Annotated in this window: 19 protein-coding genes; 18 read left to right on the forward strand and 1 reads right to left on the reverse strand. The window is 71.4% G+C overall.

Going from position 1 to position 24,244, the window contains the following annotated elements; all coding sequences use genetic code 11:
• Positions 1-174 precede the first annotated feature (174 nt).
• The 9 genes from ACFYYH_RS05895 (at position 175) to ACFYYH_RS05935 (ending at position 11,337) form a co-directional block, all read left to right on the forward strand.
• On the forward strand, positions 175-1,551 hold the full coding sequence (locus tag ACFYYH_RS05895) for a nitrate/nitrite transporter (RefSeq protein ID WP_388546475.1): 1,377 nt from the start codon (positions 175-177) through the stop codon (positions 1,549-1,551).
• A gap of 104 nt (positions 1,552-1,655) precedes the next feature.
• Entirely contained in the window at positions 1,656-2,795 is a 1,140-nt protein-coding gene (locus tag ACFYYH_RS05900) for a uroporphyrinogen-III synthase (RefSeq protein ID WP_388546478.1), read from the forward strand.
• Between the two features lie 191 nt (positions 2,796-2,986).
• Positions 2,987-3,517, forward strand: a complete 531-nt coding sequence (locus ACFYYH_RS05905) for a GNAT family N-acetyltransferase (protein WP_388546480.1) — start codon at positions 2,987-2,989, stop codon at positions 3,515-3,517.
• 168 nt (positions 3,518-3,685) lie between these two features.
• Positions 3,686-4,279, forward strand: coding sequence for a CGNR zinc finger domain-containing protein (locus ACFYYH_RS05910; RefSeq protein WP_388546482.1), 594 nt, complete (start codon positions 3,686-3,688; stop codon positions 4,277-4,279).
• Between the two features lie 371 nt (positions 4,280-4,650).
• Positions 4,651-5,238: a sigma-70 family RNA polymerase sigma factor gene (locus ACFYYH_RS05915; protein ID WP_388546484.1), complete on the forward strand. Its 588-nt coding sequence runs from the start codon at positions 4,651-4,653 to the stop codon at positions 5,236-5,238.
• On the forward strand, positions 5,235-6,089 hold the full coding sequence (locus ACFYYH_RS05920; protein ID WP_388546486.1) for a zf-HC2 domain-containing protein: 855 nt from the start codon (positions 5,235-5,237) through the stop codon (positions 6,087-6,089). Before ACFYYH_RS05915 ends, ACFYYH_RS05920 begins: the two co-directional genes overlap by 4 nt.
• 63 nt (positions 6,090-6,152) lie before the next feature.
• Positions 6,153-8,726 carry a HelD family protein gene (locus ACFYYH_RS05925; RefSeq protein WP_388546489.1) on the forward strand — a complete coding sequence of 858 codons (2,574 nt, stop codon included), beginning with the start codon at positions 6,153-6,155 and terminating at the stop codon, positions 8,724-8,726.
• A 428-nt stretch (positions 8,727-9,154) separates the two neighbouring features.
• Entirely contained in the window at positions 9,155-10,588 is a 1,434-nt protein-coding gene (locus ACFYYH_RS05930) for an NAD-dependent malic enzyme (protein ID WP_388546491.1), read from the forward strand.
• A 467-nt stretch (positions 10,589-11,055) separates the two neighbouring features.
• Entirely contained in the window at positions 11,056-11,337 is a 282-nt protein-coding gene (locus ACFYYH_RS05935) for an HU family DNA-binding protein (protein ID WP_004571953.1), read from the forward strand.
• Positions 11,338-11,549: 212 nt separating this feature from the next.
• Here ACFYYH_RS05935 and murA read toward each other — a convergent pair whose 3' ends face one another.
• Entirely contained in the window at positions 11,550-12,890 is a 1,341-nt protein-coding gene (gene murA / locus ACFYYH_RS05940; protein ID WP_363081869.1) for a UDP-N-acetylglucosamine 1-carboxyvinyltransferase, read from the reverse strand.
• Between the two features lie 263 nt (positions 12,891-13,153).
• Between murA and ACFYYH_RS05945 the strand changes: the two genes are divergently transcribed.
• From ACFYYH_RS05945 to ACFYYH_RS05985, 9 genes are all read left to right on the forward strand, one after another.
• Positions 13,154-13,714, forward strand: a complete 561-nt coding sequence (locus tag ACFYYH_RS05945; RefSeq protein WP_388546494.1) for a YqgE/AlgH family protein — start codon at positions 13,154-13,156, stop codon at positions 13,712-13,714.
• A 123-nt stretch (positions 13,715-13,837) separates the two neighbouring features.
• Positions 13,838-14,137 carry a DUF3039 domain-containing protein gene (locus ACFYYH_RS05950; RefSeq protein ID WP_066953876.1) on the forward strand — a complete coding sequence of 100 codons (300 nt, stop codon included), beginning with the start codon at positions 13,838-13,840 and terminating at the stop codon, positions 14,135-14,137.
• Positions 14,138-14,364: 227 nt separating this feature from the next.
• Positions 14,365-15,669, forward strand: coding sequence for an extracellular solute-binding protein (locus ACFYYH_RS05955; protein ID WP_388546496.1), 1,305 nt, complete (start codon positions 14,365-14,367; stop codon positions 15,667-15,669).
• Between the two features lie 7 nt (positions 15,670-15,676).
• Positions 15,677-16,648, forward strand: a complete 972-nt coding sequence (locus ACFYYH_RS05960; RefSeq protein WP_388546499.1) for a carbohydrate ABC transporter permease — start codon at positions 15,677-15,679, stop codon at positions 16,646-16,648.
• Between the two features lie 11 nt (positions 16,649-16,659).
• Positions 16,660-17,484, forward strand: a complete 825-nt coding sequence (locus ACFYYH_RS05965; protein WP_388547232.1) for a carbohydrate ABC transporter permease — start codon at positions 16,660-16,662, stop codon at positions 17,482-17,484.
• Positions 17,485-17,494: 10 nt separating this feature from the next.
• On the forward strand, positions 17,495-19,288 hold the full coding sequence (locus ACFYYH_RS05970; protein ID WP_388546502.1) for a beta-N-acetylhexosaminidase: 1,794 nt from the start codon (positions 17,495-17,497) through the stop codon (positions 19,286-19,288).
• Positions 19,289-19,566: 278 nt separating this feature from the next.
• Positions 19,567-20,463 (forward strand): FAD binding domain-containing protein, encoded by an 897-nt coding sequence (locus ACFYYH_RS05975; RefSeq protein WP_388546504.1) that lies wholly within the window; start codon positions 19,567-19,569, stop codon positions 20,461-20,463.
• Entirely contained in the window at positions 20,460-21,875 is a 1,416-nt protein-coding gene (locus ACFYYH_RS05980; RefSeq protein WP_388546507.1) for a 2Fe-2S iron-sulfur cluster-binding protein, read from the forward strand. Before ACFYYH_RS05975 ends, ACFYYH_RS05980 begins: the two co-directional genes overlap by 4 nt.
• A complete protein-coding gene (locus ACFYYH_RS05985; RefSeq protein WP_388546509.1) occupies positions 21,872-24,181 on the forward strand; it encodes a xanthine dehydrogenase family protein molybdopterin-binding subunit in 2,310 nt (769 codons plus the stop codon). Before ACFYYH_RS05980 ends, ACFYYH_RS05985 begins: the two co-directional genes overlap by 4 nt.
• Positions 24,182-24,244: the final 63 nt, after the last annotated feature.

The raw sequence follows: 24,244 nt of genomic DNA on the forward strand, positions 1-24,244 counted from the left end.
CAGGGGTGGGCAGGGCTTGGTTCCGGGGGTGGCTCGGGGCGCGGGGGGCGCTCACAGTTGGGCTTTCGGGCGGGTGAGAGCAAGGTTGCGCCGCGGTCACCTTCGGGCACGGGGGCGAAACGCGCCGTCCCTACGGTCGGGAACCACCATTCGATTCCCGTCCGTGGAGGCGTGATGACTGCCGCGAGCACCACCACCGCAGCACGCAAGAGGGGCCGCTGGATCGAGCAGTGGGATCCGGAGGACGAGACCTTCTGGAAGGAGACGGGCGAGCGGATCGCGCGCCGCAATCTGCTCTACTCCATACTCTCCGAGCACATCGGTTTCTCCATCTGGTCCCTGTGGTCGGTCATGGTCCTGTTCATGGGCCCCGAGTACGGTGTCGACCCCGCCGGGAAGTTCTTCCTGATCGCCATGGCCACCCTGGTCGGCTCGGTCGTCCGGGTGCCGTACACCTTCGCCGTCGCCCGGTTCGGCGGGCGCAACTGGACGGTCGTCAGCGCGCTGCTGCTCCTCCTGCCGACCGGGGCCGCCTTCGCCGTGATGGAGCCGGGGACCCCGTACCCCGTCCTGCTGCTCGTCTCGGCGCTCACCGGGATCGGCGGCGGGAACTTCGCCTCCTCGATGACCAACATCAACTCCTTCTTCCCGCTGCGCCGCAAGGGCTGGGCGCTGGGACTCAACGCGGGCGGCGGGAACATCGGCGTACCCGTCGTGCAACTGGCCGGGCTGCTGGTGATCGGGACGGCGGGAGCCGCGCATCCGCGGCTCGTGCTCGGGGTGTACCTCCCCCTGATCGTCGTCGCCGCGCTCTGCGCCGCGCTGTTCATGGACAATCTGGCGCCCGTACGCAATGACACGGGCGCGGTGCGGGAGGCCGTGCGGGACCCGCACACCTGGATCATGTCCGTGCTCTACACCGGGACGTTCGGATCGTTCATCGGATACAGCTTCGCCTTCGGTCTGGTCCTCCAGACCCAGTTCGGACGTACGCCCCTGGAGGCCGCCTCGCTGACCTTCGTCGGACCGCTGCTCGGTTCGCTGGTACGGCCCGTCGGGGGCAGGCTCGCCGACCGGTACGGCGGTGCCCGCATCACCCTGGGGACCTTCGCCGCGATGGCCCTCGCGACCGGGGTGGTGATCCTGGCCTCCCTCCACGCGTCGCTGACCGTCTTCCTCGTCGGATTCGTCGCGCTGTTCCTGCTGACCGGGCTCGGCAACGGATCGACATACAAGATGATTCCGGACATCTTCCGGGCCAAGGCGCTGGAGCGGGGGATGACGGGCGAGGCCGCCGCCGCGTACGGCCGCCGGCTCTCCGGCGCCTCGATGGGGTTGATCGGCGCCGTCGGCGCGCTCGGCGGGCTCGCCATCAATCTCGCGTTCCGGCAGTCGTTCCAGACGGCGGGCACCGGAACCGCGGCGTTCGTCGTGTTCCTGGCGTTCTACGCGGTCTGCTCCGGCCTGACCTGGGCGGTATACCTTCGCGGGCCGCGGGCCGGAGCCGTACCGGAGGAGCGCGAGCCCAGGCTCGGCTACGCACAGGTGTGAGCCAGGGGAGCCCCGTTGTTCGTTACAACGGGGAAATACAGGCGAACCCCGCACGTCACGCGCCGTTGACAGGCTCGGTCGCTCCAGCGGGCAGGAGGAGAGCCATGGAAGGCCAGCCGCACGGCCCGCTCGCGGGATTCACGATCGGGGTCACGGCCGCCCGGCGCGCCGACGAACTGGGCGCGCTGCTCCAGCGGCGCGGCGGCTCCGTCCTGCACGCCCCGGCGCTGCGGATCGTCCAGCTCGCCGACGACACCGAACTCCTCGCCGCCACCAAGGAACTGATCGACGACGTCCCCGATGTGGTCGTGGCGACCACGGCGATCGGCTTCCGCGGCTGGATCGAGGCGGCCGACGGCTGGGGCCACGGCGAGGAACTGCTGTCCTGTCTGCGCGGGGCCGAACTCCTCGCCCGGGGACCCAAGGTGCGCGGGGCCATCCGCGCCGCCGGGCTGGTCGAGGCCTGGTCGCCCGGCTCGGAGTCGATGGCGGAGGTGCTCGACCGGCTGCTCGGCGAGGGGGTCGAGGGCCGGCGGGTCGCGCTCCAGCTCCATGGCGAACCCCTGCCCGGATTCGTGGAGTCGCTGCGGGCCGGGGGCGCCGATGTGGTCGTCGTGCCCGTCTACCGCTGGATGCCCCCGGAGGATCTGGCCCCGGTCGACCGGCTCATCGACGCGACCGTCGCACGCGCCGTGGACGCGGTCACCTTCACCAGCGCGCCGGCCGCCGCCTCGCTGCTGTCGCGGGCCGAGCAGCGCGGACGGCTGCCCGCGCTGCTGGAGGCCCTGCACCACGACGTACTGGCGGCGTGCGTCGGGCCGGTCACCGCGCTGCCGCTCCAGGCACGCGGGATCGACACGGTCCAGCCGGAGCGCTTCCGGCTCGGACCGCTCGTCCAGGTGCTCTGCGCGGAGCTTCCCGCCCGTGCCCGTACGCTCCCGGTCGCGGGCCGCCGAGTCGAGATCCGCGGTCATGCCGTGCTGGTCGACGGCGGACTGCGGCCGGTGCCGCCCGCCGGGATGGCGCTGCTGAACGCCCTGGCCCGCCGGCCCGGCTGGGTGGTCTCCCGGGCGGAGCTGCTGCGCGCGCTGCCGGGCGCGGGCCGTGACGAGCACGCCGTGGAGACCGCGATGGCCCGGCTGCGGACCGCGCTGGGCGAGCCGAAGCTGATCCACACCGTGGTCAAGCGCGGCTACCGGCTGGCGCTGGACCCGGCGGCCGACTCCAAGTACGCGGACGGCTGAGACGGCTGAGACGGCTGAGGCGGCTGAGACGGGTGAGACGGGTGAGCGGCGGTACGTGAGTGGCCGCGCGCGATCCGAGGGGACTGCCGGAGGGCCGGGACGGGCCGTCCCGCCGCGCCGCCGATCAGGGGTACGCGCGGCCGTCCCCAGGCCCTCTGGCACTTCCCGGCCCCGTCGGTACCGTACGGGGAATGGCCCCCCACACCTCCGTCCGTCTCCGGCCCGCGACCCCCGACGACGCCGAAAGCCTCGCCGAGGCACTGGTCCGCAACCGCGACCATCTGCGTCCCTGGGAGCCGTACCGCCCCGCGGACTACTTCACCGCGCGCTTCCAGGCCAAGCGGCTCGCGAACCCGTCCATCCGGCGCTGGCATCTCACCGACGGCGCACGCGTCGTCGGTGAGGCGAATCTCTCCAACATCGCCCTCGGTGCCTTCCGCAGCGCGAACCTCGGCTACTGGATCGATGGCGAGTACCTCAACCGGGGCCTCGCGACCCGCACGGTCGAGGAGGTCTGCCGCGCGGCCCGCGACGAACTGGGCCTGCACCGGGTCGAGGCGGGCACGGTCCTCGCCAACGCGGCCTCGCAGCGGGTGCTGCGCAAGTGCGGTTTCGAGCTGATCGGGACCGCCCCGTTCTATCTCCAGATCGACGGACAGTGGCGCGACCACCGTCTCTTCCAGCGCATACTGCACCACGGCCCGCCGGACATCGCCCCATGAGGTCCGCCGGACCTCGCCCCCCCGTGGAGGTCCGGCCCCTTTCTACGGGACGGGTTTCCCGCGCTCCCGCGTTTACCGGGCCGGCGGCAGGGGTTACGGCCGCGCCCGGGGGCAGGCACTCTGTGAGGGAAGGCACCCATCCGGTGAACCCGAGGCGGTGACAGGCACATGGCGGCGGGCATGGGCTCGTACGAGTGGCGGTTCGACTCCGGGCGCGTCTGCCTGGATCTGGTGGCCACGGCGGAGCCGACCACCAGAGCGTGGGAACAGCTCGACGGCGCCGTGTCGCTCCGCCGGTGGCTGGTCGGTGCCGGACTGGTGCCGAAGGGGACCCCGCTGCGGGCCGTGGACGCCTGCTGGGTCCGTTCGTTCGCCGAGCTGCGCGACGGTGTGGGGCAGTTGGTGCGTGCCGAGATCGACGGCCGGGAGGCGGCGGGAGCCCTGGAGCGGGTCAACGCGCTGGCCGCCGGGGCGCCGCCGGGGATCAGGGCCGTACGGGACGAGGACGGCGTGCTCGTACGGGCGCTGAGCGCCGAGCCCGACTGCCCCGCCCTGCTGGCTGCCGTGGCCAGGGACGCGGTGGAGCTGCTCACCGACCCGGCGGCGCGGGCCAGGCTCCGGCAGTGCGAGGGTGACACCTGCGGGAGGGTCTATCTGGACACCTCGCGGGGAAGGCGGCGGCGCTGGTGCTCCAGCGAGGTCTGCGGCAACCGCGAACGGGTGGCCAGGCACCGCCGCAGGGCGGCCCTGTCCCGCGCCTGAGCCTCGGGGCCGCGCTCGCGACGGCCCCGTGACCGCGGCCCCGCCTCGCGGGGCTTCCGTCAGCGCGTCGGGTTTCCGGTCGCGCGATCGGATTCCGCCGGGGGAGGTGAGCGACTTCCGGTCCTCTCCAGGCGATTTTCGGCCAAGTATGGTCTCCCCATGCATAAATTCCGTGCAGGGCCCACACGACCCCTCCGCGCCTTCTCCATGCGTCGCGCACGGGTACCGGACCGGGGCGAACCCGTGCGAGGCCGCCCACCCGTGCCCATAAAAGATCTTGAAAGTTTTTCCGGACCCGTTGAGTCATGGCACGGGTGTGTCCGTAGTGATGAGGGAGAAGCAGCCATCAAGGTCTCGACCGGGAGGTTCAGGTGCGCAAGGATGCGGCCGTGGCCGAAGACCGACCTCACCGGGCCCGGCACCGGAACGAGGCACAGCGCACCAACGTCTCCGCTCCGGACGAGGAGCTGATGCGAGCTCTCTACCGGGAGCACGCCGGACCGCTGCTCGCCTACGTACTGCGTCTGGTCGCGGGCGACCGCCAGCGGGCCGAGGACGTCGTGCAGGAGACGCTCATCCGTGCCTGGAAGAACGCCGGCCAGCTCAACCGGGCGACCGGCTCTGTCCGACCCTGGCTGGTGACGGTCGCCCGGCGCATCGTCATCGACGGTCACCGCAGCCGGCAGGCCCGGCCGCAGGAGGTCGACCCGTCGCCGCTGGAGGTCATGCCCGCGGAGGACGAGATCGACAAGGCGTTGTGGCTGATGACGCTCTCTGATGCGCTCGATGATTTGACCCCCGCACACCGGGAAGTTCTGGTGGAGACGTACTTCAAGGGGCGGACGGTCAACGAGGCTGCCGAGACGCTCGGCATACCCAGCGGCACGGTGCGTTCACGGGTGTTCTACGCGCTGCGTTCCATGAAGCTCGCGCTGGAGGAGAGGGGGGTCTCGGCATGACCACGCATGAGCAGTACGGACTGGGCGACGAAAGTACTGTGCACGAAGCCGTCGGCGCGTATGTCCTCGGCATTCTCGACGACGCCGAGGCCACCGCCTTCGAGGCGCATCTGGCCGGCTGCCGCATCTGCGCCGTCAACCTGGAGGAGTTCTCCGGGATGGAGCCGATGCTGGCCATGCTGGCGGACAGCCCCGATCCGTTCGCCGGGTCCCGGCCACCGGGACTGCCCGGCCCGCCGGCTCCCCTGGCCCCCGTCGTGCCGCTGGCGGCGCTGCCGACGCCGTCCGTCTCCGTACAGCCCAGCCCCCAGCTCCTCGGGCGGCTGGTCGACGAGGTGGCCGTGCGGCACGCCCGGCGCAGGCGGCGCGGGATGTATCTGGTGGCCGCCGCGGCGGCCCTGGTCATCGGCGGTCCCGTGGTGGCCGTCACCGCCACCGCGGGGGACGGCGGGACCTCCAACCAGGCCGCCGACCCGCACCCCACCAGCCCGGCCGAGGACGCGTTCTTCAACCACATGACCGACAAGGTCTGGGCGACGGACGCCACCACCAAGGTCAGCGCGACCATCGGGATGGAGCCGAAGGGCTGGGGCACGCACACGGTCCTGGAGCTGAAGAATGTGAAGGGTCCGCTCAAGTGCAGTCTGGTCGCGGTCTCGAAGACGGGCGAGGAGGAGGTCGTCACCTCCTGGTCGGTGCCGAAGTGGGGCTACGGTATCGCCGACAGCCCGAACAAGATCTCCAAGAGCCCGCTGTACGTCCACGGCGGTACGGCCATGGACACGAACGACATCGATCACTTCGAGGTCCGTACGTTCGACGGCGAGCGACTGGTGGAGGTCGACGCCTGACATACCGGCCCCCCTTCGCGTACGGTTGACGGCTGCCCGACGCACGTTATGAAGGGGGCCCCGGTGGCCGCGCAGGATGCCGCTGTTCAATCCGCTGGACCGGTCGTCGATCCGGTACGCGACACGGGGCACGACTCCGTACGCGACCGTGAGATCGACGGCGAGCAGCGCCATCTGGACCAGGTGTACCGCCGCCTCGAGGAGAAGATCCACGAGGCGGAGTTCCTGATGCACGATGCCGCCAAACGGGGGCAGGTGGGGACGCCCGGAGCCCTCGCCGAGCGTGACGCCCAGGTCTTCCGGGCCGGGATCCATCTCAACCGGCTCAACAACGAGTTCGAGGACTTCCTCTTCGGGCGGATCGACCTGCTGCCCGGCAAGGACGGCCAGAAGGGCCCGGACGGCGCGTACACCTCGGTCGAACCGGCCGACGACGCCATCAGGTCCGACCGTACGGCCGATATCGCCGAGACCCTGCACATCGGCCGGATCGGGGTCCTGGACTCCGATTACTCGCCGCTGGTCATCGACTGGCGCGCGCCGGCCGCCGCGCCCTTCTACCGCTCCACCCCGGTCGATCCCGGCCGGGTGGTGCGGCGCAGGGTCATCCGCTCCAAGGGCCGCAGGGTCCTCGGGGTCGAGGACGATCTGATGCGTCCCGAGCTGACCGCCTCCCTGGACGGCGCGGCGCTGCCCGTCATCGGGGACGGCGCGCTGATGGCCGCGCTGGGGCAGGCGCGCAGCCACACGATGCGGGACATCGTCTCCTCGATCCAGGCGGAGCAGGACCTGGTGATCCGGGCCCCCGCCGCGTCGGTCACCGAGGTCTCGGGCGGTCCCGGCACCGGCAAGACCGCGGTGGCGCTGCACCGCGCCGCGTATCTGCTGTACCAGGACCGGCGGCGGTACGCGGGCGGCATCCTGGTCGTCTCGCCGACGCCGCTGCTGGTCGCGTACACGGAGGGTGTGCTGCCCTCGCTGGGCGAGGAGGGGCAGGTCGCGATCCGCGCGGTCGGCTCGCTGGTCGACGGCGCGGAGGCCACGGCGTACGACGAACCGGCCGTGGCCCGGGTCAAGGGCTCGGCGCGGATGCTGAAGGTGCTGCGCAAGGCGGCGAGAGGAGCGCTGGAAGGCGCCCCGGCCGGCGGTCCCGGCGGCCGCGGCGGACGGGCCGGCCGCGCGGCGAACGCGGGCCTGGGCGCGGGCGCCGTCATGGGCGCGGGTGCCGGTCAGCTCTCCTTCGGCGAGGAGCAGCTCTCGTTCGGTGAGGAGACGGAGGAGACAGGGCAAGCCGGCGACGCGCGGGGGGCCGGGGAGGCCGTGGGCACTGTAGGCACCGGCGCGGCCGTGGCGCGCGGTGGCCGGGGCGGGGCGCCGGTGCGGCTGCGTGTGGTCGCGTTCGGCCGGCGGCTCGAACTCGAGGCCGACGAGCTGCGCCGGATCCGGGAGGCCGTGCTCGGCGGGACCGCGCCGGTCAATCTGCTGCGCCCGCGCGCCCGCAGACTGCTGCTGGACGCCCTGTGGACGAAGTCCGGAGCGGCCGGGCGCCACACCGACCCCGAGCTGGCCGCCGAACTGCGCTCCTCCTTCGACGAGGACGTCACCTCCGAGGACAGCTTCATCGCCTTCCTCGACGCGTGGTGGCCCGAGCTGACCCCGCGCGGCGTGCTCGCCGCGATGGCCGACGAGCGGCGGCTCGCCCGCTGGTCGCGCCGGATTCTCAACCAGGGCGAGATCCGCCGTCTGGCGCGCTCGCTCAAGCGGCTGGGCGCCGACGGCAAGGGCCCCCTCTCCGTCCATGACGTGGCGCTGCTGGACGAGCTGGAGACCCTGCTCGGCACGCCCGCGCGCCCCAGGAAGCGCCGCGAACTCGATCCGCTGGACCAGCTCACCGGGCTGGAGGAGCTGATGCCCCAGCGCGAGGAGTCCCAGCGTGAGCGCGCCGAGCGGCTGGCGGCGGAGCGTACGGAGTACGCGCATGTCATCGTCGACGAGGCCCAGGACCTCACGCCCATGCAGTGGCGGATGGTCGGCCGCCGGGGACGGCACGCCACCTGGACGGTCGTCGGTGACCCGGCGCAGTCGTCCTGGTCCGACCCGGACGAGGCGGCGGAGGCCCGCGACGAGGCGCTGGGCACCCGGCCGCGCCGTCGCTTCACCCTGACCGTGAACTACCGCAACCCGGCCGAGATCGCGGAGCTGGCGGCGAAGGTCCTGGCGCTCGCGATGCCCGGTATGGAGTCCCCGAGGGCGGTGCGCTCCACCGGCGTGGAGCCGCGCTTCTCCGTCGTACGGGACGGGGATCTGGCCGCGGCCGTACGGGCGGAGGCCGGGCGGCTGCTGGACCGGGTCGACGGCACGGTCGGTGTCGTGGTCGCCATGAACCGGCGCGAGCAGGCGGCGCGCTGGCTGGCCGGGCTCGGCGGGCGGGTGGTGGCGCTGGGCAGCCTGGAGGCCAAGGGCCTGGAGTACGACGCGACGGTCGTGGTCTCGCCCGCCGAGATCGCGGACGAGTCGCCGGCCGGACTGCGGGTGCTGTACGTGGCGCTGACCCGGGCGACGCAGCAGCTCACGGTGGTCTCGACGGCCCGTGACGAGCCGGACCCGGAGGGAGTACCGGACCTCCTGCGGGATTGATTCCAAGTCAACTCGCGAGGAAGGAATCACTTACCGGAGTGGTTTGTTAGCCTGGGTACGGCACCGGCCCGATCCAAGCCCCCGGGCCCAACCTTCGTCGCTTCGAGCGACCACTTGCCGCGAGGCGAGCATGGCGGGTCGGTGCCACTTTCTTCTTCATATGCGTTCATACGCGATATGCGTTCATACGCGCGGTTCTTCTTCGCGCGAGCACCACACTTCTGTCAGCGGGCCTTCACCAGTCATTGGTGGGGGCCTGCTCCTGTTGGGCCTGCCGCTGTTAGGGTCTCTCGCATCGTGGAAAGCGCCTTTCGGAGGTAGCGGTCTTTACCTGCTACCCGCTGGTAGGTGCGACCATCGGTTTGCGCCGCCGGGTCATGGGCCGGGCGGGGCGGCACAGCGGCTAGGGAAAGCAGAGGAACTCGGTCATGGCAACGGCGCCCAGCGTCTCGTACTCGATGACGGTCAGGCTGGAGGTGCCCGCGAGCGGTACCGCGGTCTCCCAGCTCACCACGGCCGTGGAGTCCTCCGGCGGCTCCGTGACCGGCCTTGACGTGACCGCCTCCGGCCACGAGAAGCTGCGGATCGACGTCACCATCGCGGCGACCTCCACGGCGCACGCGGACCAGATCGTCGCGCAGCTCCGCGGGATCGAGGGCGTCACCCTCGGCAAGGTCTCGGACCGTACGTTCCTGATGCACCTCGGCGGCAAGATCGAGATGGCGTCCAAGCACCCCATCCGCAACCGTGACGATCTCTCCATGATCTACACCCCGGGTGTGGCCCGGGTCTGCATGGCGATCGCGGAGAACCCCGAGGACGCCCGCAGGCTGACCATCAAGCGCAACTCCGTCGCGGTCGTCACCGACGGCTCCGCGGTGCTCGGCCTCGGCAACATCGGCCCCAAGGCCGCGCTGCCCGTCATGGAGGGCAAGGCGGCCCTCTTCAAGCGCTTCGCCGGCATCGACGCCTGGCCGCTGTGCCTGGACACCCAGGACACCGACGCCATCGTCGAGATCGTCAAGGCGATCGCCCCCGGCTTCGCGGGCATCAACCTGGAGGACATCTCCGCGCCCCGCTGCTTCGAGATCGAGGCGCGGCTGCGGGAGGCCCTGGACATCCCGGTCTTCCACGACGACCAGCACGGCACCGCGATCGTGGTGCTCGCGGCCCTGACCAACGCGCTGCGCGTGGTCGGCAAGGCCATCGAGGACGTACGCGTGGTCATGTCCGGCGCGGGCGCCGCCGGTACGGCCATCCTCAAGCTCCTGATCGCGGCGGGCGTCAAGCACGCCGTGGTCGCCGACATCCACGGTGTGGTGCACGCGGGCCGTGAGGACCTGGTCGAGGCGGCTCCGGAATCGCCGCTGCGCTGGATCGCCGACAACACCAACCCCGAGGGCGTCACCGGCACACTGAAGCAGGCCGTGGTCGACGCGGACGTCTTCATCGGTGTCTCGGCCCCGAACGTGCTGGACGGCGAGGACGTGGCGGCCATGGCGGACGGCGCGATCGTCTTCGCCCTGGCCAACCCGGACCCCGAGGTCGACCCGGCGATCGCGCGCGAGACGGCGGCCGTGGTGGCCACCGGCCGCTCCGACTTCCCCAACCAGATCAACAACGTGCTGGTCTTCCCCGGTGTCTTCCGTGGCCTGCTGGACGCCCAGTCCCGTACGGTGAACACGGAGATGATGCTGGCCGCGGCGTCCGCGCTCGCGGATGTCGTCACCGAGGACGAGCTGAACCCCAACTACATCGTGCCCTCCGTCTTCAACGACAAGGTCGCGGGCGCGGTGGCCGGAGCGGTGCGCGACGCCGCCAGAGCGGCGGCGGGCGGTGTGACGACCCCCACGTCGGTGTGACGGCACCCACGTCGGCACCACCATCGGCACCCACACCGGTGCCGATACCGGTCCGGGAGCGAGGACGGCCCCGATGGCGCACGGCCGTGGCGCACCGTTGTGGTGCTTCCCACGTCCGCCCGCGCCCGGCGCGTCGCGATTCGCCGGGCCCCACGGGCCCCTCTAGGGTGGCGGACCATGAGCCCCGCCGCTCCAGGGAGGTTTTCAGGGCCTTCGGGGGGTTCAGGGCTCCAAGGCTCCAAGGAGTCTCCACAGAGTCCACGGAACGTCACGACGACGAGGCAGTGGCGCTTTTCGTGTGACTCCGGAGGGTGCCGGATTGGCTTTCCCGCCGCTGGTGGGGGCAGGATGCGTATTCGGGCGCGAGGGTCTGTCAGCAGACCCGGGTCCGGGGACTGTCCGAGGGCCCTGGCAGCATCGGCTTCGATCTCACGCCTCACAGGCAAGAAGAACACGGGAGTAACAACATGAACCGCAGTGAGCTGGTGGCCGCCCTGGCCGACCGCGCCGAGGTGACCCGCAAGGACGCCGACGCTGTGCTGGCCGCTCTCGCCGAGACGGTCGGCGAGGTCGTCGCCAAGGGCGACGAGAAGGTCACCATCCCCGGCTTTCTGACCTTCGAGCGCACCCACCGTGCCGCTCGCACCGCTCGTAACCCGCAGACCGGCGACCCGATCCAGATCCCGGCCGGTTACAGCGTCAAGGTCTCCGCGGGCTCCAAGCTCAAGGAAGCCGCCAAGGGCAAGTAAGACGCATCCATAGGCAACGCTCAGGGGCGGCCACCCGGACCGGGTGGCCGCCCCTGGGTGTGCCGGGACCCCTTCCGTACGGCCGGCCGTCACAAGGCCGCAGGCCAGGCGCGTGCGGGACCCCGACAGGGCCGGTGCGGGCGCTCACGCCGGTGGCCCCGCTCAGGGGAGCGGGGCCACCGGCGAAACGGGGACGACGGGGTGCGGCCGGGTCAGACGAGCGCGCCGCCCGGCAGCTCGACCTTCGCGCCCAGCTCCACCAGCTTCTCCATGAAGTTCTCGTAGCCGCGGTTGATCAGATCGATGCCGTGCACCCGGGACGTGCCCTGGGCCGCCAGCGCCGCGATCAGATACGAGAAGCCGCCGCGCAGGTCGGGGATGACCAGATCCGCGCCCTGGAGCCGGGTGGGACCGGAGACGACCGCGGAGTGCAGGAAGTTGCGCTGGCCGAAGCGGCAGTCGGAGCCGCCCAGGCACTCGCGGTAGAGCTGGATGTGCGCGCCCATCTGGTTGAGCGCGGAGGTGAACCCGAGCCTCGACTCGTACACCGTCTCGTGGACGATGGAGAGCCCGGAGGCCTGCGTCAGGGCCACCACCAGCGGCTGCTGCCAGTCGGTCTGGAAGCCGGGGTGCACATCGGTCTCCAGCGCGATCGCGTTGAGCGAGCCGCCCGGGTGCCAGAAGCGGATGCCCTCGTCGTCGATCTCGAAGGCGCCGCCGACCTTGCGGTAGGTGTTGAGGAAGGTCATCATCGACCGCTGCTGGGCGCCGCGTACATAGATGTTGCCCTCGGTGGCCAGCGCGGCGGACGCCCAGGAGGCGGCCTCCAGACGGTCCGGGATCGCCCGGTGCGTATAGCCGTCGAGCCGGTCGACACCGGTGATCCGGATCGTCCGGTCGGTGTCCATCGAGATGATCGCGCCCATCTTCTGGAGCACGCAGATCAGGTCCTCGATCTCCGGCTCCACCGCGGCGTTCGACAGCTCCGTGACGCCCTCGGCCAGCACGGCCGTCAGCAGCACCTGCTCCGTCGAGCCGACCGACGGATAGGGCAGCCGGATCTTCGTACCGCGCAGTCGCTGCGGGGCCTCCAGATACTGGCCGTCCGCCCGCTTCTCGATCGTCGCGCCGAACCGGCGCAGCACGTCGAAGTGGAAGTCGATCGGCCGGCCGCCGATGTCACAGCCGCCCAGACCGGGGATGAAGGCGTGGCCGAGCCGGTGCAGCAGCGGACCGCAGAAGAGGATGGGGATACGCGACGAACCCGCGTGGGCGTCGATGTCGGCGACGTTGGCGCTCTCGACATGCGTCGGATCGAGGATCAGCTCGCCCGGTTCGTCGCCGGGGCGTACGGTCACCCCGTGGAGCTGGAGCAGCCCCCGAACCACCCGTACGTCCCGGATGTCCGGAACGTTGCGGAGCCGGCTCGGGCCACTGCCGAGAAGCGCGGCGACCATCGCCTTCGGCACCAGGTTCTTCGCGCCTCTGACCCGGATCTCACCCTCCAGCGGGGTTCCGCCGTGGACAAGCATTACATCGTCTGTGCCGGTCATGAATCTCGCGTTCCGGAGTGGGCGGGCAGGTGGCCAAGGAAAAGGGTAAGGGGCTGGGACCCCTGTGCCATAAGGCCTGTGACAGGGATGGGCCGGAACGGGAGCCGCTACGACACATACCGTTCCCCTTCCCTCGCGGAGGGTGACCGACGCGGCTTTTCCATGGTGTGTGCTCCCGCCGCCGCCGTAGGCCCTGAGCTGCGTTCACGTGGACTGTGCTGGGCGAGCCCCGCGGAACGCGAAGATGCGGGATCATGTCTCGCATGACCGAGGTGTCCTCGCTCACAGGGCGGTTGCTCGTCGCGACACCGGCCCTCGCCGACCCGAATTTCGACCGCGCGGTGGTCCTCCTGCTCGATCACGACGAGGAGGGCTCGCTCGGCGTTGTCCTCAACCGGCCGACCCCGGTGGACGTCGGGGAGATCCTGGAGCCCTGGGGGGAGCTGGCGGGCGAGCCCGGTGTGGTCTTCCAGGGCGGTCCCGTCTCGCTCGACTCGGCGCTCGCGCTCGCGGTCATCCCGGGGGACCACGGACCGCTGGGCTGGCGCCGGGTGTACGGCGCGATCGGCCTGGTCGATCTGGAGACCCCGCCGGAGCTGCTCGCACGGGCGCTCGGCTCGCTGCGGGTCTTCGCCGGCTACGCGGGCTGGGGCCCCGGCCAGTTGGAGGACGAACTGCGCGAAGGGGCGTGGTACGTCGTCGAGTCGGAGCCGGGCGATGTGTCGTCCCCGCGTCCCGAGCGGCTGTGGCGGGCGGTGCTGCGGCGGCAGCGCGGCGAGCTGGCCATGGTCGCGACATACCCGGACGATCCCTCTCTCAACTGACCCTTCGCCGGCGCGCCGTGCGAGGTGCGGTCGGCGTGTCGGCGCGATGTGTGAGCGTACGGCTGCGGAGTGCATGGACCCGGAGCCTCCGATACGGGTCAGGCGTGGGTACCCTTGGCTCTCATGAGCACTCTTGAGCCCGAGCGCGGGGCAGGTACGGGCACCCTCGTGGAGCCGACACCACAGGTGTCGCACGGCGACGGCGACCACGAGCGCTTCGCCCACTACGTCCAGAAGGACAAGATCATGGCGAGTGCGCTCGACGGCACTCCCGTGGTGGCACTGTGCGGAAAGGTCTGGGTGCCGGGGCGTGACCCCAAGAAGTACCCGGTCTGTCCGATGTGCAAGGAGATCTACGAGTCCATGGGTCCTGGTGGGGACAAGGACAAGGGCAAGGGCGGTAAGGACAAGAGCAAGAAGTAACGGCTGGTCCTCCGTCACCGACGGCCCCCGGGGCGCGCATCCGCGCGCGTCCCGGGGGCCGTCGCGCGTTTCCGGCCATGGCTCGCGCTGTTTCGCCGCCGTGTCCGCTGCAACGAAATGGTTGAGACCACTTGTCGGCGTGATCAGGCCATGCCTAGTCTCCTGCGTGTTGTGCAGCACGAAACGGATGTTGCACATGTTGCAACGCCAACCCGTAGGGACCCCGGATGAAGCTTTCTGCCCGTATCGCCACCCCCCTCGCGGCACTCGCGCTGGCCGGCCTCACCGCCACCGCCTGCGCGCCGCAGACCTCCGACACCGGCGCGGCCAAGGACGAGAAGAGCGGCACCCTGCGCGTCTGGCTCTTCCAGGAGGTCGGCAACAAGCCCAAGGAGCAGGTCGTCGACGCGGCCGTCGCGGCCTTCGGCAAGAAGCACCAGGACGCCGAGGTCGAGATCGAGTACATCCCGGTCGAGACCCGCGCCCAGCGCATCAAGGCCGCCTTCAACGACCCGAAGAGCGCGCCCGATCTGATCGAGTACGGCAACACCGACACGGCCGGATATGTGAAGGACGGCGGACTCGCCGACATCACCGAGGAGTTCGGCGCCTGGGACGAGGCCAAGGACACCGACCCGACGGCGAAGCGGTCCGTCACCGTGGACGGCAAGATCTACGGGGCGCCGCTCTTCGTCGGTGTCCGGGCGCTGTACTACCGCACCGATGTCTTCAAGGAGCTGGGGCTGAAGGCCCCCGCCTCACAGTCCGAGCTGATCTCCACGGCCAAGAAGATCCACCAGGAGAAGCCCGGTCTGTACGGGCTCGCGGTCGGCGGCGCGTACACCTACGGCGCCATGCCGTTCCTCTGGGCGAACGGCGGTGAACTCGCCGAGGAGAGCGGCGGCACGTACAAGGCCGCGGTCAACAGCCCGGCCGCCCGCAAGGGCATCGAGGCGTACACCTCCCTCTTCGGCGACGACAACTGTCCGGCCGCCAAGTGCGCCTCGATGGGCGGCAACGCGACGGTGACGGCCTTCGCCTCGGGCAAGGCCGCGATGGCGATAGGCGGCGACTTCAGCCACGCGGCCGTCGAGGCGGGCTCGGTGAAGGGCAAGTACGCGGTCGTGCCGCTGCCCGGTGCCACGGCGGGTTCGATCGCGCCGGCGTTCGCGGGCGGCAACAACATCGGCGTCCTCAGGAGCAGTTCGCACCGCACGCTCGCGGTGGACCTGATGAAGTCGCTCACCGGCAAGGACAGCCAGGCCGCGCTGTTCGACGCGATGGGCTTCCTGCCGACGTACACGGACGTGCTGGCCGACGCGGCGAAGAAGGAGCCGTTCGTCGAGCCCTTCGTACGGACCCTCGGCGCCGGCGCCAAGTTCGTTCCCGCGTCGCCGGGCTGGGCGCAGATCGACTCCTCGCTCGTCCTGCCGACCATGTTCCAGGAGATCGTCAGCGGCCGTAAGGACGTCGCCACGGCGTCCGACGAGGCGGCGAAGAAGATGGACGCGGCCTTCGCGTCCGCGGGCTGAGCGCGCGATGACGATCCGCACCGACGAGCGGGACGGCACCGTACGTGTCCCTCCGGCTCCGGGGCACCCCGCGGGCACCCGCCGACGGGGGCCCCGGCGGGCGGGAGAGGGCGGCTGGACACCCTGGCTCTATCTCGCGCCCGCCCTCGTCGTCCTCGGCGGGCTGCTGGTCTACCCGATCTACCAGCTCGGTCTCATCTCCTTTCTGGAGTACACCCAGGCCCAGGTCAGCGGTGGTGAACCCACCACCTTCAAGGGGTTCGGCAACTACGCCGAACTCTTCGGCGACAGCCAGTTCTGGCAGGTGCTGCTCGCGACCGTGGTGTTCGCCGCGGCGTGTGTCGTCGCCACGCTCGCCGTGGGCTGCGCGCTCGCCGTCCTGCTGACCCGGGTCCGGGCCGTGCCCCGGCTCGCGCTGATGCTCGCCGCCCTCGGCGCCTGGGCCACCCCGGCCATCACCGGCTCCACCGTCTGGGTCTTCCTGTTCGACCCGGACTACGGGCCGGTCAACCGGCTGCTGGGACTCGGTGACTTCTCCTGGACGTACGGCCGCTACAGCGCCTTCACGCTGGTGCTGCTCGAAGTGGTCTGGTGCTCCTTCCCGTTCGTGATGGTGACCGTGTACGCGGGCATCAAGGCGATCCCCGGGGAGGTGCTGGAGGCGGCCTCGCTCGACGGCGCCTCGCAGTGGCGGACCTGGCGGGCCGTCACCGCGCCGATGCTCCGGCCGATCCTGGTGGTCGTCACCATTCAGTCGATCATCTGGGACTTCAAGGTCTTCACACAGATCTATGTGATGACCAACGGCGGCGGAATCGCCGGCCAGAATCTCGTGCTCAATGTGTACGCCTATCAGAAGGCCTTCGCCTCCTCGCAGTACAGCCTGGGCTCGGCGATCGGCGTGGTCATGCTGCTGATTCTGCTGGCGGTCACACTCGTCTATCTGCGACTGATCCGACGCCGGGGAGAAGAACTGTGAACCTGCTCGGTATGCGCCGTCCCTGGCGGCTGGCCGCCGAGGCATCAGCCCTCGTCATCGCCGTGATCGTGGCGTTCCCGCTGTACTGGATGGTCCTCTCGGCGGTCAAACCCGCGGGCGAGATCCAGTCCACCGAGGCCCGTCCCTGGACGTTCTCCCCGTCGCTCGACTCCTTCCGCCGCGTCTTCGAACAGCAGGAATTCGGGCGGTACTTCCTCAACAGCCTGGCGGTCGCGGGCACGGTCGTGATCGTCTCCGCGCTGATCGCGTTTCTGGCGGCCACGGCGGTGACCCGCTTCCGCTTCCGATTCCGTACGACCCTGCTGATCATGTTCCTCGTCGCGCAGATGGTGCCGGTCGAGGCGCTGACCATCCCGCTGTTCTTCCTGATGCGGGACGCCGGACTGCTCAATACGCTCGGCTCACTCGTCCTGCCGCATCTCGCCTTCTCCCTGCCGTTCGCGGTCTGGATGCTGCGGGGATTCGTCAAGGCGGTCCCCGAAGCGCTGGAGGAGGCCGCGTACATCGACGGGGCGAGCCGCACCCGGTTCCTGTGGCAGATCCTTTTCCCGCTGGTCTTCCCCGGGCTTGTCGCGACGAGCGTCTTCTCCTTCATCTCGACCTGGAACGACTTCCTCTTCGCCAAGTCCTTCATCATCAGCGACACCTCCCAGTCGACGCTTCCCATGGCACTGCTGGTCTTCTTCAAACCGGACGAGAACGACTGGGGCGGCATCATGGCCGCGTCCACCGTGATGACCATTCCGGTGCTGGTTTTCTTCGTACTCGTACAGCGGCGCCTGGTCTCCGGACTCGGCGGCGCGGTCAAGGATTGAGGACACGGCGATGGATCTGATCCCGAACCCCCGGCGGACCGCTCCCGCACCGCCGGAAGGCGCCCGCCTGCCGCTCGACGGCCGGACGGTGATCGAGGCGGCACCCGGCACGGAGGGCGTGGCCCGCTGGCTCCGCACGACCGTCGGCGCCGCCACCGGACTGCCGCTCCCCGACGCCGCGAACGGCTCCGGCGACCCGTACGGATCCGGCGCCGCGAACCACTCCGGCGCCGCGAGCGGCTCCGGAGACCCGTACGGATCCAGCCACCCGGGCCGAGCGGGCGATCCCGGCGGCGCCGGGCACGGCACCCGGATCGTCCTCGGCATCACCCCCGGCATCACGGGGGACCCGGGCCCCGAGGCGTACCGGATCACCGTCGACACGGAGGCGGTCCGTATCGAGGGCGGCGGCGCGGCCGGTGTCTTCTGGGGCGCCCAGACCCTCCGTCAGCTCCTCGGCCCCGACGCGTTCCGCGCGGCGCCGGCCGGACCCCCGCGCGCGTGGAGCGTGCCGGTGACCGTCATCGAGGACGCGCCCCGCTTCGCCTGGCGCGGTCTGATGCTCGATGTGTCACGGCACTTCATGCCCAAGGACGGGGTGCTGCGCTATCTGGACCTGCTCGCCGCCCACAAACTGAATGTCTTCCACTTCCATCTCACCGACGACCAGGGCTGGCGCGTCGAGATCAAGCGCCATCCACGGCTGACGGAGGTGGGTGCCTGGCGCTCACGCACCAAATGGGGCCACCGCGCCTCGGAGTTGTGGGACGAGAAGCCGCACGGCGGTTACTACACCCAGGACGACATCCGCGAGATCGTCGCCTACGCCGCCGAGCGGCATATCCGTGTCGTCCCGGAGATCGATATCCCGGGCCATTCGCAGGCCGCCATCGCCGCGTATCCGGAACTCGGCAACACCGATGTCATCGACACGGCCTCCCTCACCGTCTGGGACTCCTGGGGCATTACCGAGAACGTACTCGCCCCCACTGACAACACCCTCCGGTTCTACGAGGACGTCTTCGAGGAACTCCTCGCGCTCTTCCCCCGGTCCACCTCGCCGTTCATCCACATCGGCGGGGACGAGTGCCTCAAGGACCAGTGGCGCCGCTCCCCGGCCGCCCAGGCCCGGATGCGCGAACTGGGCCTGGCCGACGAGGACCAGCTCCAGTCCTGGATCATCCGGCACTTCGACCGCTGGCTCGCCGAGCGCGGACGGCGGCTGATCGGCTGGGACGAGATCCTGGAGGGCGGGCACCGGACCGGCGGGGACGAGACCACGGACCTGGGCCTGTCGCCGGGCGCCGCCGTGTCGTCCTGGCGCGGCTACGCGGGCGGGATCGCCGCCGCACGGGCCGGCCACGACGTGGTCATGTGCCCCGAGCAGCAGGTCTATCTCGACCACCGCCAGGCCGCGGGCGACGACGAGCCGATGCCCATCGGCTATGTCCGCACCCTGGAGGACGTCTACCGGTTCGAGCCCGTACCGCCGCAGCTCACCGAGGAGGAGGCGGCCCATGTGCTCGGCGCCCAGGTCAATGTGTGGACCGAGGTGATGCAGGACCGCTCCCGCGTCGACTACCAGGTCTTCCCGCGCCTGGCCGCCTTCGCGGAGGTCGCCTGGTCCTCGCTGCCGTCCCCGGTGGAGCGGGATTACGCCGATTTCGAGCGGCGTATGGCCGGGCATTTTCGGCGCCTCGACGCACTCGGGGTCGAATACCGGCCGCCCGGCGGCCCGTTGCCGTGGCAGCGGCGCCCCGGTGTGCTCGGACGCCCGATCGAGGGGGCGCCGCCAAACGTGTGAGCACACACGGGAGCCGGGCGCCCCGGCCCGCCGCCCCTGGGATCGTGGCCGTCCGTAAGGATAAGTCGTACAAGGAACGCCGAAGAGTGGCATTCCGTATGTGACGGCGAAGAGGTGTGAAACCGGACCTTCCCCCTGGTGGGGGACGGATCCACCCTTCGCGGACCCTCGCGTCGGCGGGCCCGGAAGATGTGCCAGAGTTGCCACGTCCGGGCTGTGAGCACGTACGGTACGGCAACACAGGCGGGACACCGGGACACCGGAAAGGGGTAGCCGGGTTGACCACGCACGCACCGCAGACCGCGCAGTCCGTGACGCTGCCGGCCTCGCTCGACGAGGCCGTGGCGGCGCTCACGGAGATGCCCGCCGCCGTGCCCGTCGCGGGTGGCACCGATCTGATGGCGGCCGTCAACAAGGGCCAGCTCCGGCCCGCGGGGCTCGTCGGCCTCGGCCGGATCAGCGAGCTGCGCGGCTGGCACTACCAGGACGGTCATGCCCTGCTCGGTGCCGGTCTGACACACGCGCGGATGGGCAGGCCCGACTTCGCGGCCCTCATCCCCGCGCTCGCCGCGTCCTCGCGTGCGGCGGGACCGCCGCAGATCCGCAACGCGGGCACGCTCGGCGGCAATATCGCCACCGCCGCCCCGACCGGCGACTCCCTGCCCGTGCTCGCCGCCCTGGAGGCCGACCTCGTGGTCGCGGGCCCCGGCGGCGCGCGCCGTGAGATCCCCATCGCGCATCTGCTGGCGGGCCGCGAGATGCTGGCGCCCGCCGAACTGATCGGCTTCGTACGGGTGCCCCTGCTGCACGCGCCCCAGGTCTTCCTGAAGGCGACGGGACGGACCGGCCCCGGCCGGGCCACCGCCTCGGTCACGGTCGTGCTCGACCCGGCGCGGCGCGGGGTGCGCTGCGCGGTCGGCGCGATCGCGCCGATGCCGCTGCGTCCCCTGGAGGCCGAGCGCTGGATCGGTTCGCTGATCGACTGGGACGGCGCGCGGGGGCTCACCCAGGAGGCGCTCGCCGCCTTCGGCGAGTACGTGGCCGCCGCGTGCATCCCGGACCCCCCGCCACCGGTCGACGGGGGAGAGGCTCCGCCCGTCTCGCCCGCCGTACAGCATCTGCGGCGCACGGTCGCCGCGCTGGCCCGACGAGCACTGGGGAGGGCGCTGTCGTGACCACCAACGAGAACTCCGGCACTTCCGGTTCCGGCACCGGGGCCCCGCACGGGCAGGGCGGCTGGCAGCCGGTCCCGCAGGGCGGCGAGTACGACGGCGAGTCGACCGCGTTCGTGCACCTCCCTCCGGAGGACGGCATGGACGCGCCGCTGGCCGCGCCGGGACATGGCTATGTACCGCCCCAGATCACCCCGCTGACGCCCGCGGAGGACGCGGGCGGCGCCGTACGGTGGCCGGACCCCGGCCAGGACGGCGGAAGCCGGTTCCAGGGCGCGTACGGCCAGGGCGGCTACGACCCGCAGACGGCCGGACAGTGGGGCTACGCCGACAACGGCGCGGCGGGTGCCGGGGAGAGCGGGGGCGGCGGTGAGCCCGCCGGCCCCTCCGAGCTGACCGGTCAGTGGACGATCCCGGTCACCAAGGGTGATCTTCCCGACGAATCGGGCGAGTTCAGTACCTCGATGCTGGCATCCCAGTGGGGTGGCGGCAGTCCGCCGGCAACGCTGCCGGGTGGCGCGGCGGCACCCTGGGCCACCGGGCCCGGAGACACGGGCCAGGAGGGCGCTCCGGGCGCACCCCTCCCGCCGCAGGAGGACCCCGGACAGGGTTCGGTGACGCACGAGCCCGCGCACGACCCGGTGTCGCGCGAGCCGGTGTCGCAGGAGCCCGCGGCGTACGAGCCGGCGGAGTACGCACCGTCCCCGGACGGCGCGGAGACCGCCGAGGGCGAAGCCGGCCCCGCGCCCGAGCCCGTGGAGGCGCCCGAGCCGGAACCCCTGCCGGAGCCCGCCCCCGAGCCCCTCACCAGCAGCAGCGACAGCGCCGAACACCCGTCCGGCGCCTACGTCCTGCGGGTGAACGGCGCCGACCGCCCCGTCACCGACGCCTGGATCGGCGAGTCCCTGCTGTACGTGCTGCGCGAGCGCCTCGGCCTCGCGGGCGCCAAGGACGGCTGCTCACAGGGCGAGTGCGGCGCCTGCAACGTCCAGGTAGACGGCCGGCTCGTCGCCTCCTGTCTCGTCCCCGCCGCGACCGCGGCGGGCTCCGAGGTCCGTACGGTCGAGGGGCTCGCCGTCGACGGCGAACCCTCCGACGTCCAACGGGCGCTCGCGAAGTGCGGGGCGGTGCAGTGCGGTTTCTGCATCCCCGGCATGGCCATGACTGTGCACGACCTCCTGGAGGGCAACCACGCCCCCAGCGAGCTGGAGACCCGCCAGGCGCTCTGCGGCAACCTCTGCCGCTGCTCCGGCTACCGCGGCGTGCTCGACGCGGTGAACGAGGTCGTCGCCGAACGGACCGCGAGCGCGGAGGCCGCGGCCGCGGCCTCCGAGGAAGCCCGCATCCCGCACCAGGCACCCCCAGGGGCCGGCAGCGCCCAGGCCCCGCACTCGCCCGACGGAGGCATGGCGTGAGCAACGACGCGGCCACCGGGGCCCAGGCGCTCGACGCTCCTCAGCAGGAGCCCCCCGCGCACGGCCTCGGAGCATCCCTCCCCCCGGCCGACGCGCGCGCGAAGACCGAGGGCACGTTCCCGTACGCCGCCGACCTGTGGGCCGAGGGCCTGCTGTGGGCGGCCATCCTGCGCTCCCCGCACCCGCACGCCCGCATCGTCTCGATCGACACCGCCGCCGCGGCCGAGATGCCGGGCGTACGGGCCGTCGTCACCCACGAGGACGTCCTCGGGGACTCGGCGTACGGCCGCCGTGTCGTCGACCGTCCCGTCTTCGCCTCGGACGTCGTGCGCCACCACGGCGAGGCCATCGCCGCGGTCGCCGCCGACCATCCCGACACGGCACGCCTCGCCGCCGCCGCGATCGCCGTCGAGTACGAGGTGCTCGACCCGGTCACCGACCCCGAGAAGGCCTTCGCCGCCGAGCCGCTGCACCCCGACGGCAATCTGATCCGCCATATCCCGCTGAGCTACGGCGATCCGGAGATCACCGGCGAGGTGGTCGTGGAGGGCCTGTACCGCATCGGCCGCCAGGACCCCGCGCCCATCGGCGCGGAGGCGGGCCTCGCCGTCCCCAGACCCGACGGCGGCGTCGAGATCTACACGGCGTCCACCGACCCGCACACCGACCGCGATCTGGCCGCCGCCTGCTTCGGCCTCGACCCGGAACGGGTGAAGGTCGTCGTCACCGGGGTGCCCGGCGCCACCGGCGACCGCGAGGACCCGGGCTTCCAGATCCCGCTCGGCCTGCTGGCGCTGCGGACCGGCTGCCCCGTCAAACTGGCCGCGACCCGCGAGGAGTCCTTCCTCGGCCACGCCCACCGCCATCCCACGCTGCTGCGCTACCGCCACCACGCGGACACCGAGGGCCGGCTCGTCAAGGTCGAGGCCCAGATCCTGCTGGACGCGGGCGCGTACGCGGACTCCTCGTCCGAGTCGCTCGCGGCGGCGGTCGCCTTCGCCTGCGGCCCGTACGTCGTACCGCACGCCTTCATCGAGGGCTGGGCCGTACGCACCAACAACCCCCCGTCGGGCCATGTCCGCGGCGAGGGCGCGATGCAGGTCTGCGCCGCGTACGAGGGCCAGCTCGACAAACTGGCCGCCAAGCTGGGGATCGACCCGGCCGAGCTGCGGCTGCGCAATGTCCTCGCCACCGGCGACATCCTGCCCACCGGCCAGACCGTGACCTGCCCGGCCCCGGTGGCCGAACTGCTCGGTGCCGTACGGGACTTCCCGCTGCCCCCGCTGCCCAAGGACACCCCGGAGGCGGCCTGGCTGCTGCCCGGCGGCCCGGAGGGCGCGGGCGAACCGGGCGCGGTACGGCGCGGGGTGGGCTACGCCCTGGGCATGGTGCACATGCTCGGCGCCGAGGGCGCGGACGAGGTCTCCACGGCCACCGTCAAGGTCCATGACGGGGTGGCCACGGTCATCTGCGCGGCCGTCGAGACCGGACAGGGCTTCTCCACGCTCGCCCGTCAGATCGTCCAGGAGACGCTGGGCATCGAGGAGGTCCATGTCGCCTCGGTCGACACGGACCAGCCCCCGGCGGGCCCGGCCGCCCACGGCCGGCACACCTGGGTCTCGGGCGGCGCGGTCGAGCGGGCCGCGAAGATGGTCCGTACGCAGCTCCTCCAGCCGCTGGCCCACAAGTTCGGCATGTCCACCGAACTGCTCCAGATCACCGACGGCAAGATCACCTCGTACGACGGTGTGCTGTCCACCACGGTCACCGAGGCGATGGACGGCAAGGAACTCTGGGCGACGGCGCAGTGCCGTCCCCACCCCACCGAGCCCCTCGACGCGTCGGGCCAGGGCGACGCCTTCGTGGGGCTGGCCTTCTGCGCGATCCGCGCGGTCGTGGACGTGGACATCGAGCTGGGCTCGATCCGGGTGGTCGAGATGGCCGTGGCCCAGGACGTCGGCCGGGTCCTCAACCCGGCGCAGCTCGCCACCCGTATCGAGGCGGGCATCACCCAGGGCATCGGTACGGCCCTGACCGAGAACCTCCGGACGAACCGCGGTCTGATCCGCCGCCCCGACCTCACCGGCTACGCGCTTCCGACCTCTCTGGACGCACCGGACATTCGCATCGTGAAACTCGTGGAAGAACGCGACGTCGTGGCCCCCTTCGGTGCCAAACCGGCCAGCGCGGCGCCGGTGGTCACCGCCCCGGCGGCGGTGGCTTCGGCGGTGCGCGCCGCGACGGGCCGCCCGATCAGCCGCCTCCCGATCCGTCCCCAGGCGGCGGTCGCGGTCCCCAACTCGTAGGGGCGGTATCCGCGTTGCACCTGCAAGCCCGGGATGCGTACTGTCGTGGGCGCTCGCTACAGT

This window comes from Streptomyces sp. NPDC002018 (assembly GCF_042890865.1).
Taxonomy (GTDB): Bacteria; Actinomycetota; Actinomycetes; order Streptomycetales; family Streptomycetaceae; genus Streptomyces.

Coding starts and splice junctions, on each gene's coding strand:
- ACFYYH_RS05935 (WP_004571953.1), top strand. CDS start 11,056: ATGAACCGCAGTGAGCTGGTGGCCGCCCTGGCCGACCGCGCCGAGGTG.
- ACFYYH_RS05960 (WP_388546499.1), top strand. CDS start 15,677: ATGACGATCCGCACCGACGAGCGGGACGGCACCGTACGTGTCCCTCCG.
- ACFYYH_RS05965 (WP_388547232.1), top strand. CDS start 16,660: ATGCGCCGTCCCTGGCGGCTGGCCGCCGAGGCATCAGCCCTCGTCATC.
- ACFYYH_RS05950 (WP_066953876.1), top strand. CDS start 13,838: ATGAGCACTCTTGAGCCCGAGCGCGGGGCAGGTACGGGCACCCTCGTG.
- ACFYYH_RS05900 (WP_388546478.1), top strand. CDS start 1,656: ATGGAAGGCCAGCCGCACGGCCCGCTCGCGGGATTCACGATCGGGGTC.
- ACFYYH_RS05970 (WP_388546502.1), top strand. CDS start 17,495: ATGGATCTGATCCCGAACCCCCGGCGGACCGCTCCCGCACCGCCGGAA.
- ACFYYH_RS05955 (WP_388546496.1), top strand. CDS start 14,365: ATGAAGCTTTCTGCCCGTATCGCCACCCCCCTCGCGGCACTCGCGCTG.
- ACFYYH_RS05930 (WP_388546491.1), top strand. CDS start 9,155: ATGGCAACGGCGCCCAGCGTCTCGTACTCGATGACGGTCAGGCTGGAG.
- ACFYYH_RS05910 (WP_388546482.1), top strand. CDS start 3,686: ATGGCGGCGGGCATGGGCTCGTACGAGTGGCGGTTCGACTCCGGGCGC.
- ACFYYH_RS05920 (WP_388546486.1), top strand. CDS start 5,235: ATGACCACGCATGAGCAGTACGGACTGGGCGACGAAAGTACTGTGCAC.
- ACFYYH_RS05945 (WP_388546494.1), top strand. CDS start 13,154: ATGACCGAGGTGTCCTCGCTCACAGGGCGGTTGCTCGTCGCGACACCG.
- ACFYYH_RS05905 (WP_388546480.1), top strand. CDS start 2,987: ATGGCCCCCCACACCTCCGTCCGTCTCCGGCCCGCGACCCCCGACGAC.
- murA (WP_363081869.1), bottom strand. CDS start 12,890: ATGACCGGCACAGACGATGTAATGCTTGTCCACGGCGGAACCCCGCTG.
- ACFYYH_RS05895 (WP_388546475.1), top strand. CDS start 175: ATGACTGCCGCGAGCACCACCACCGCAGCACGCAAGAGGGGCCGCTGG.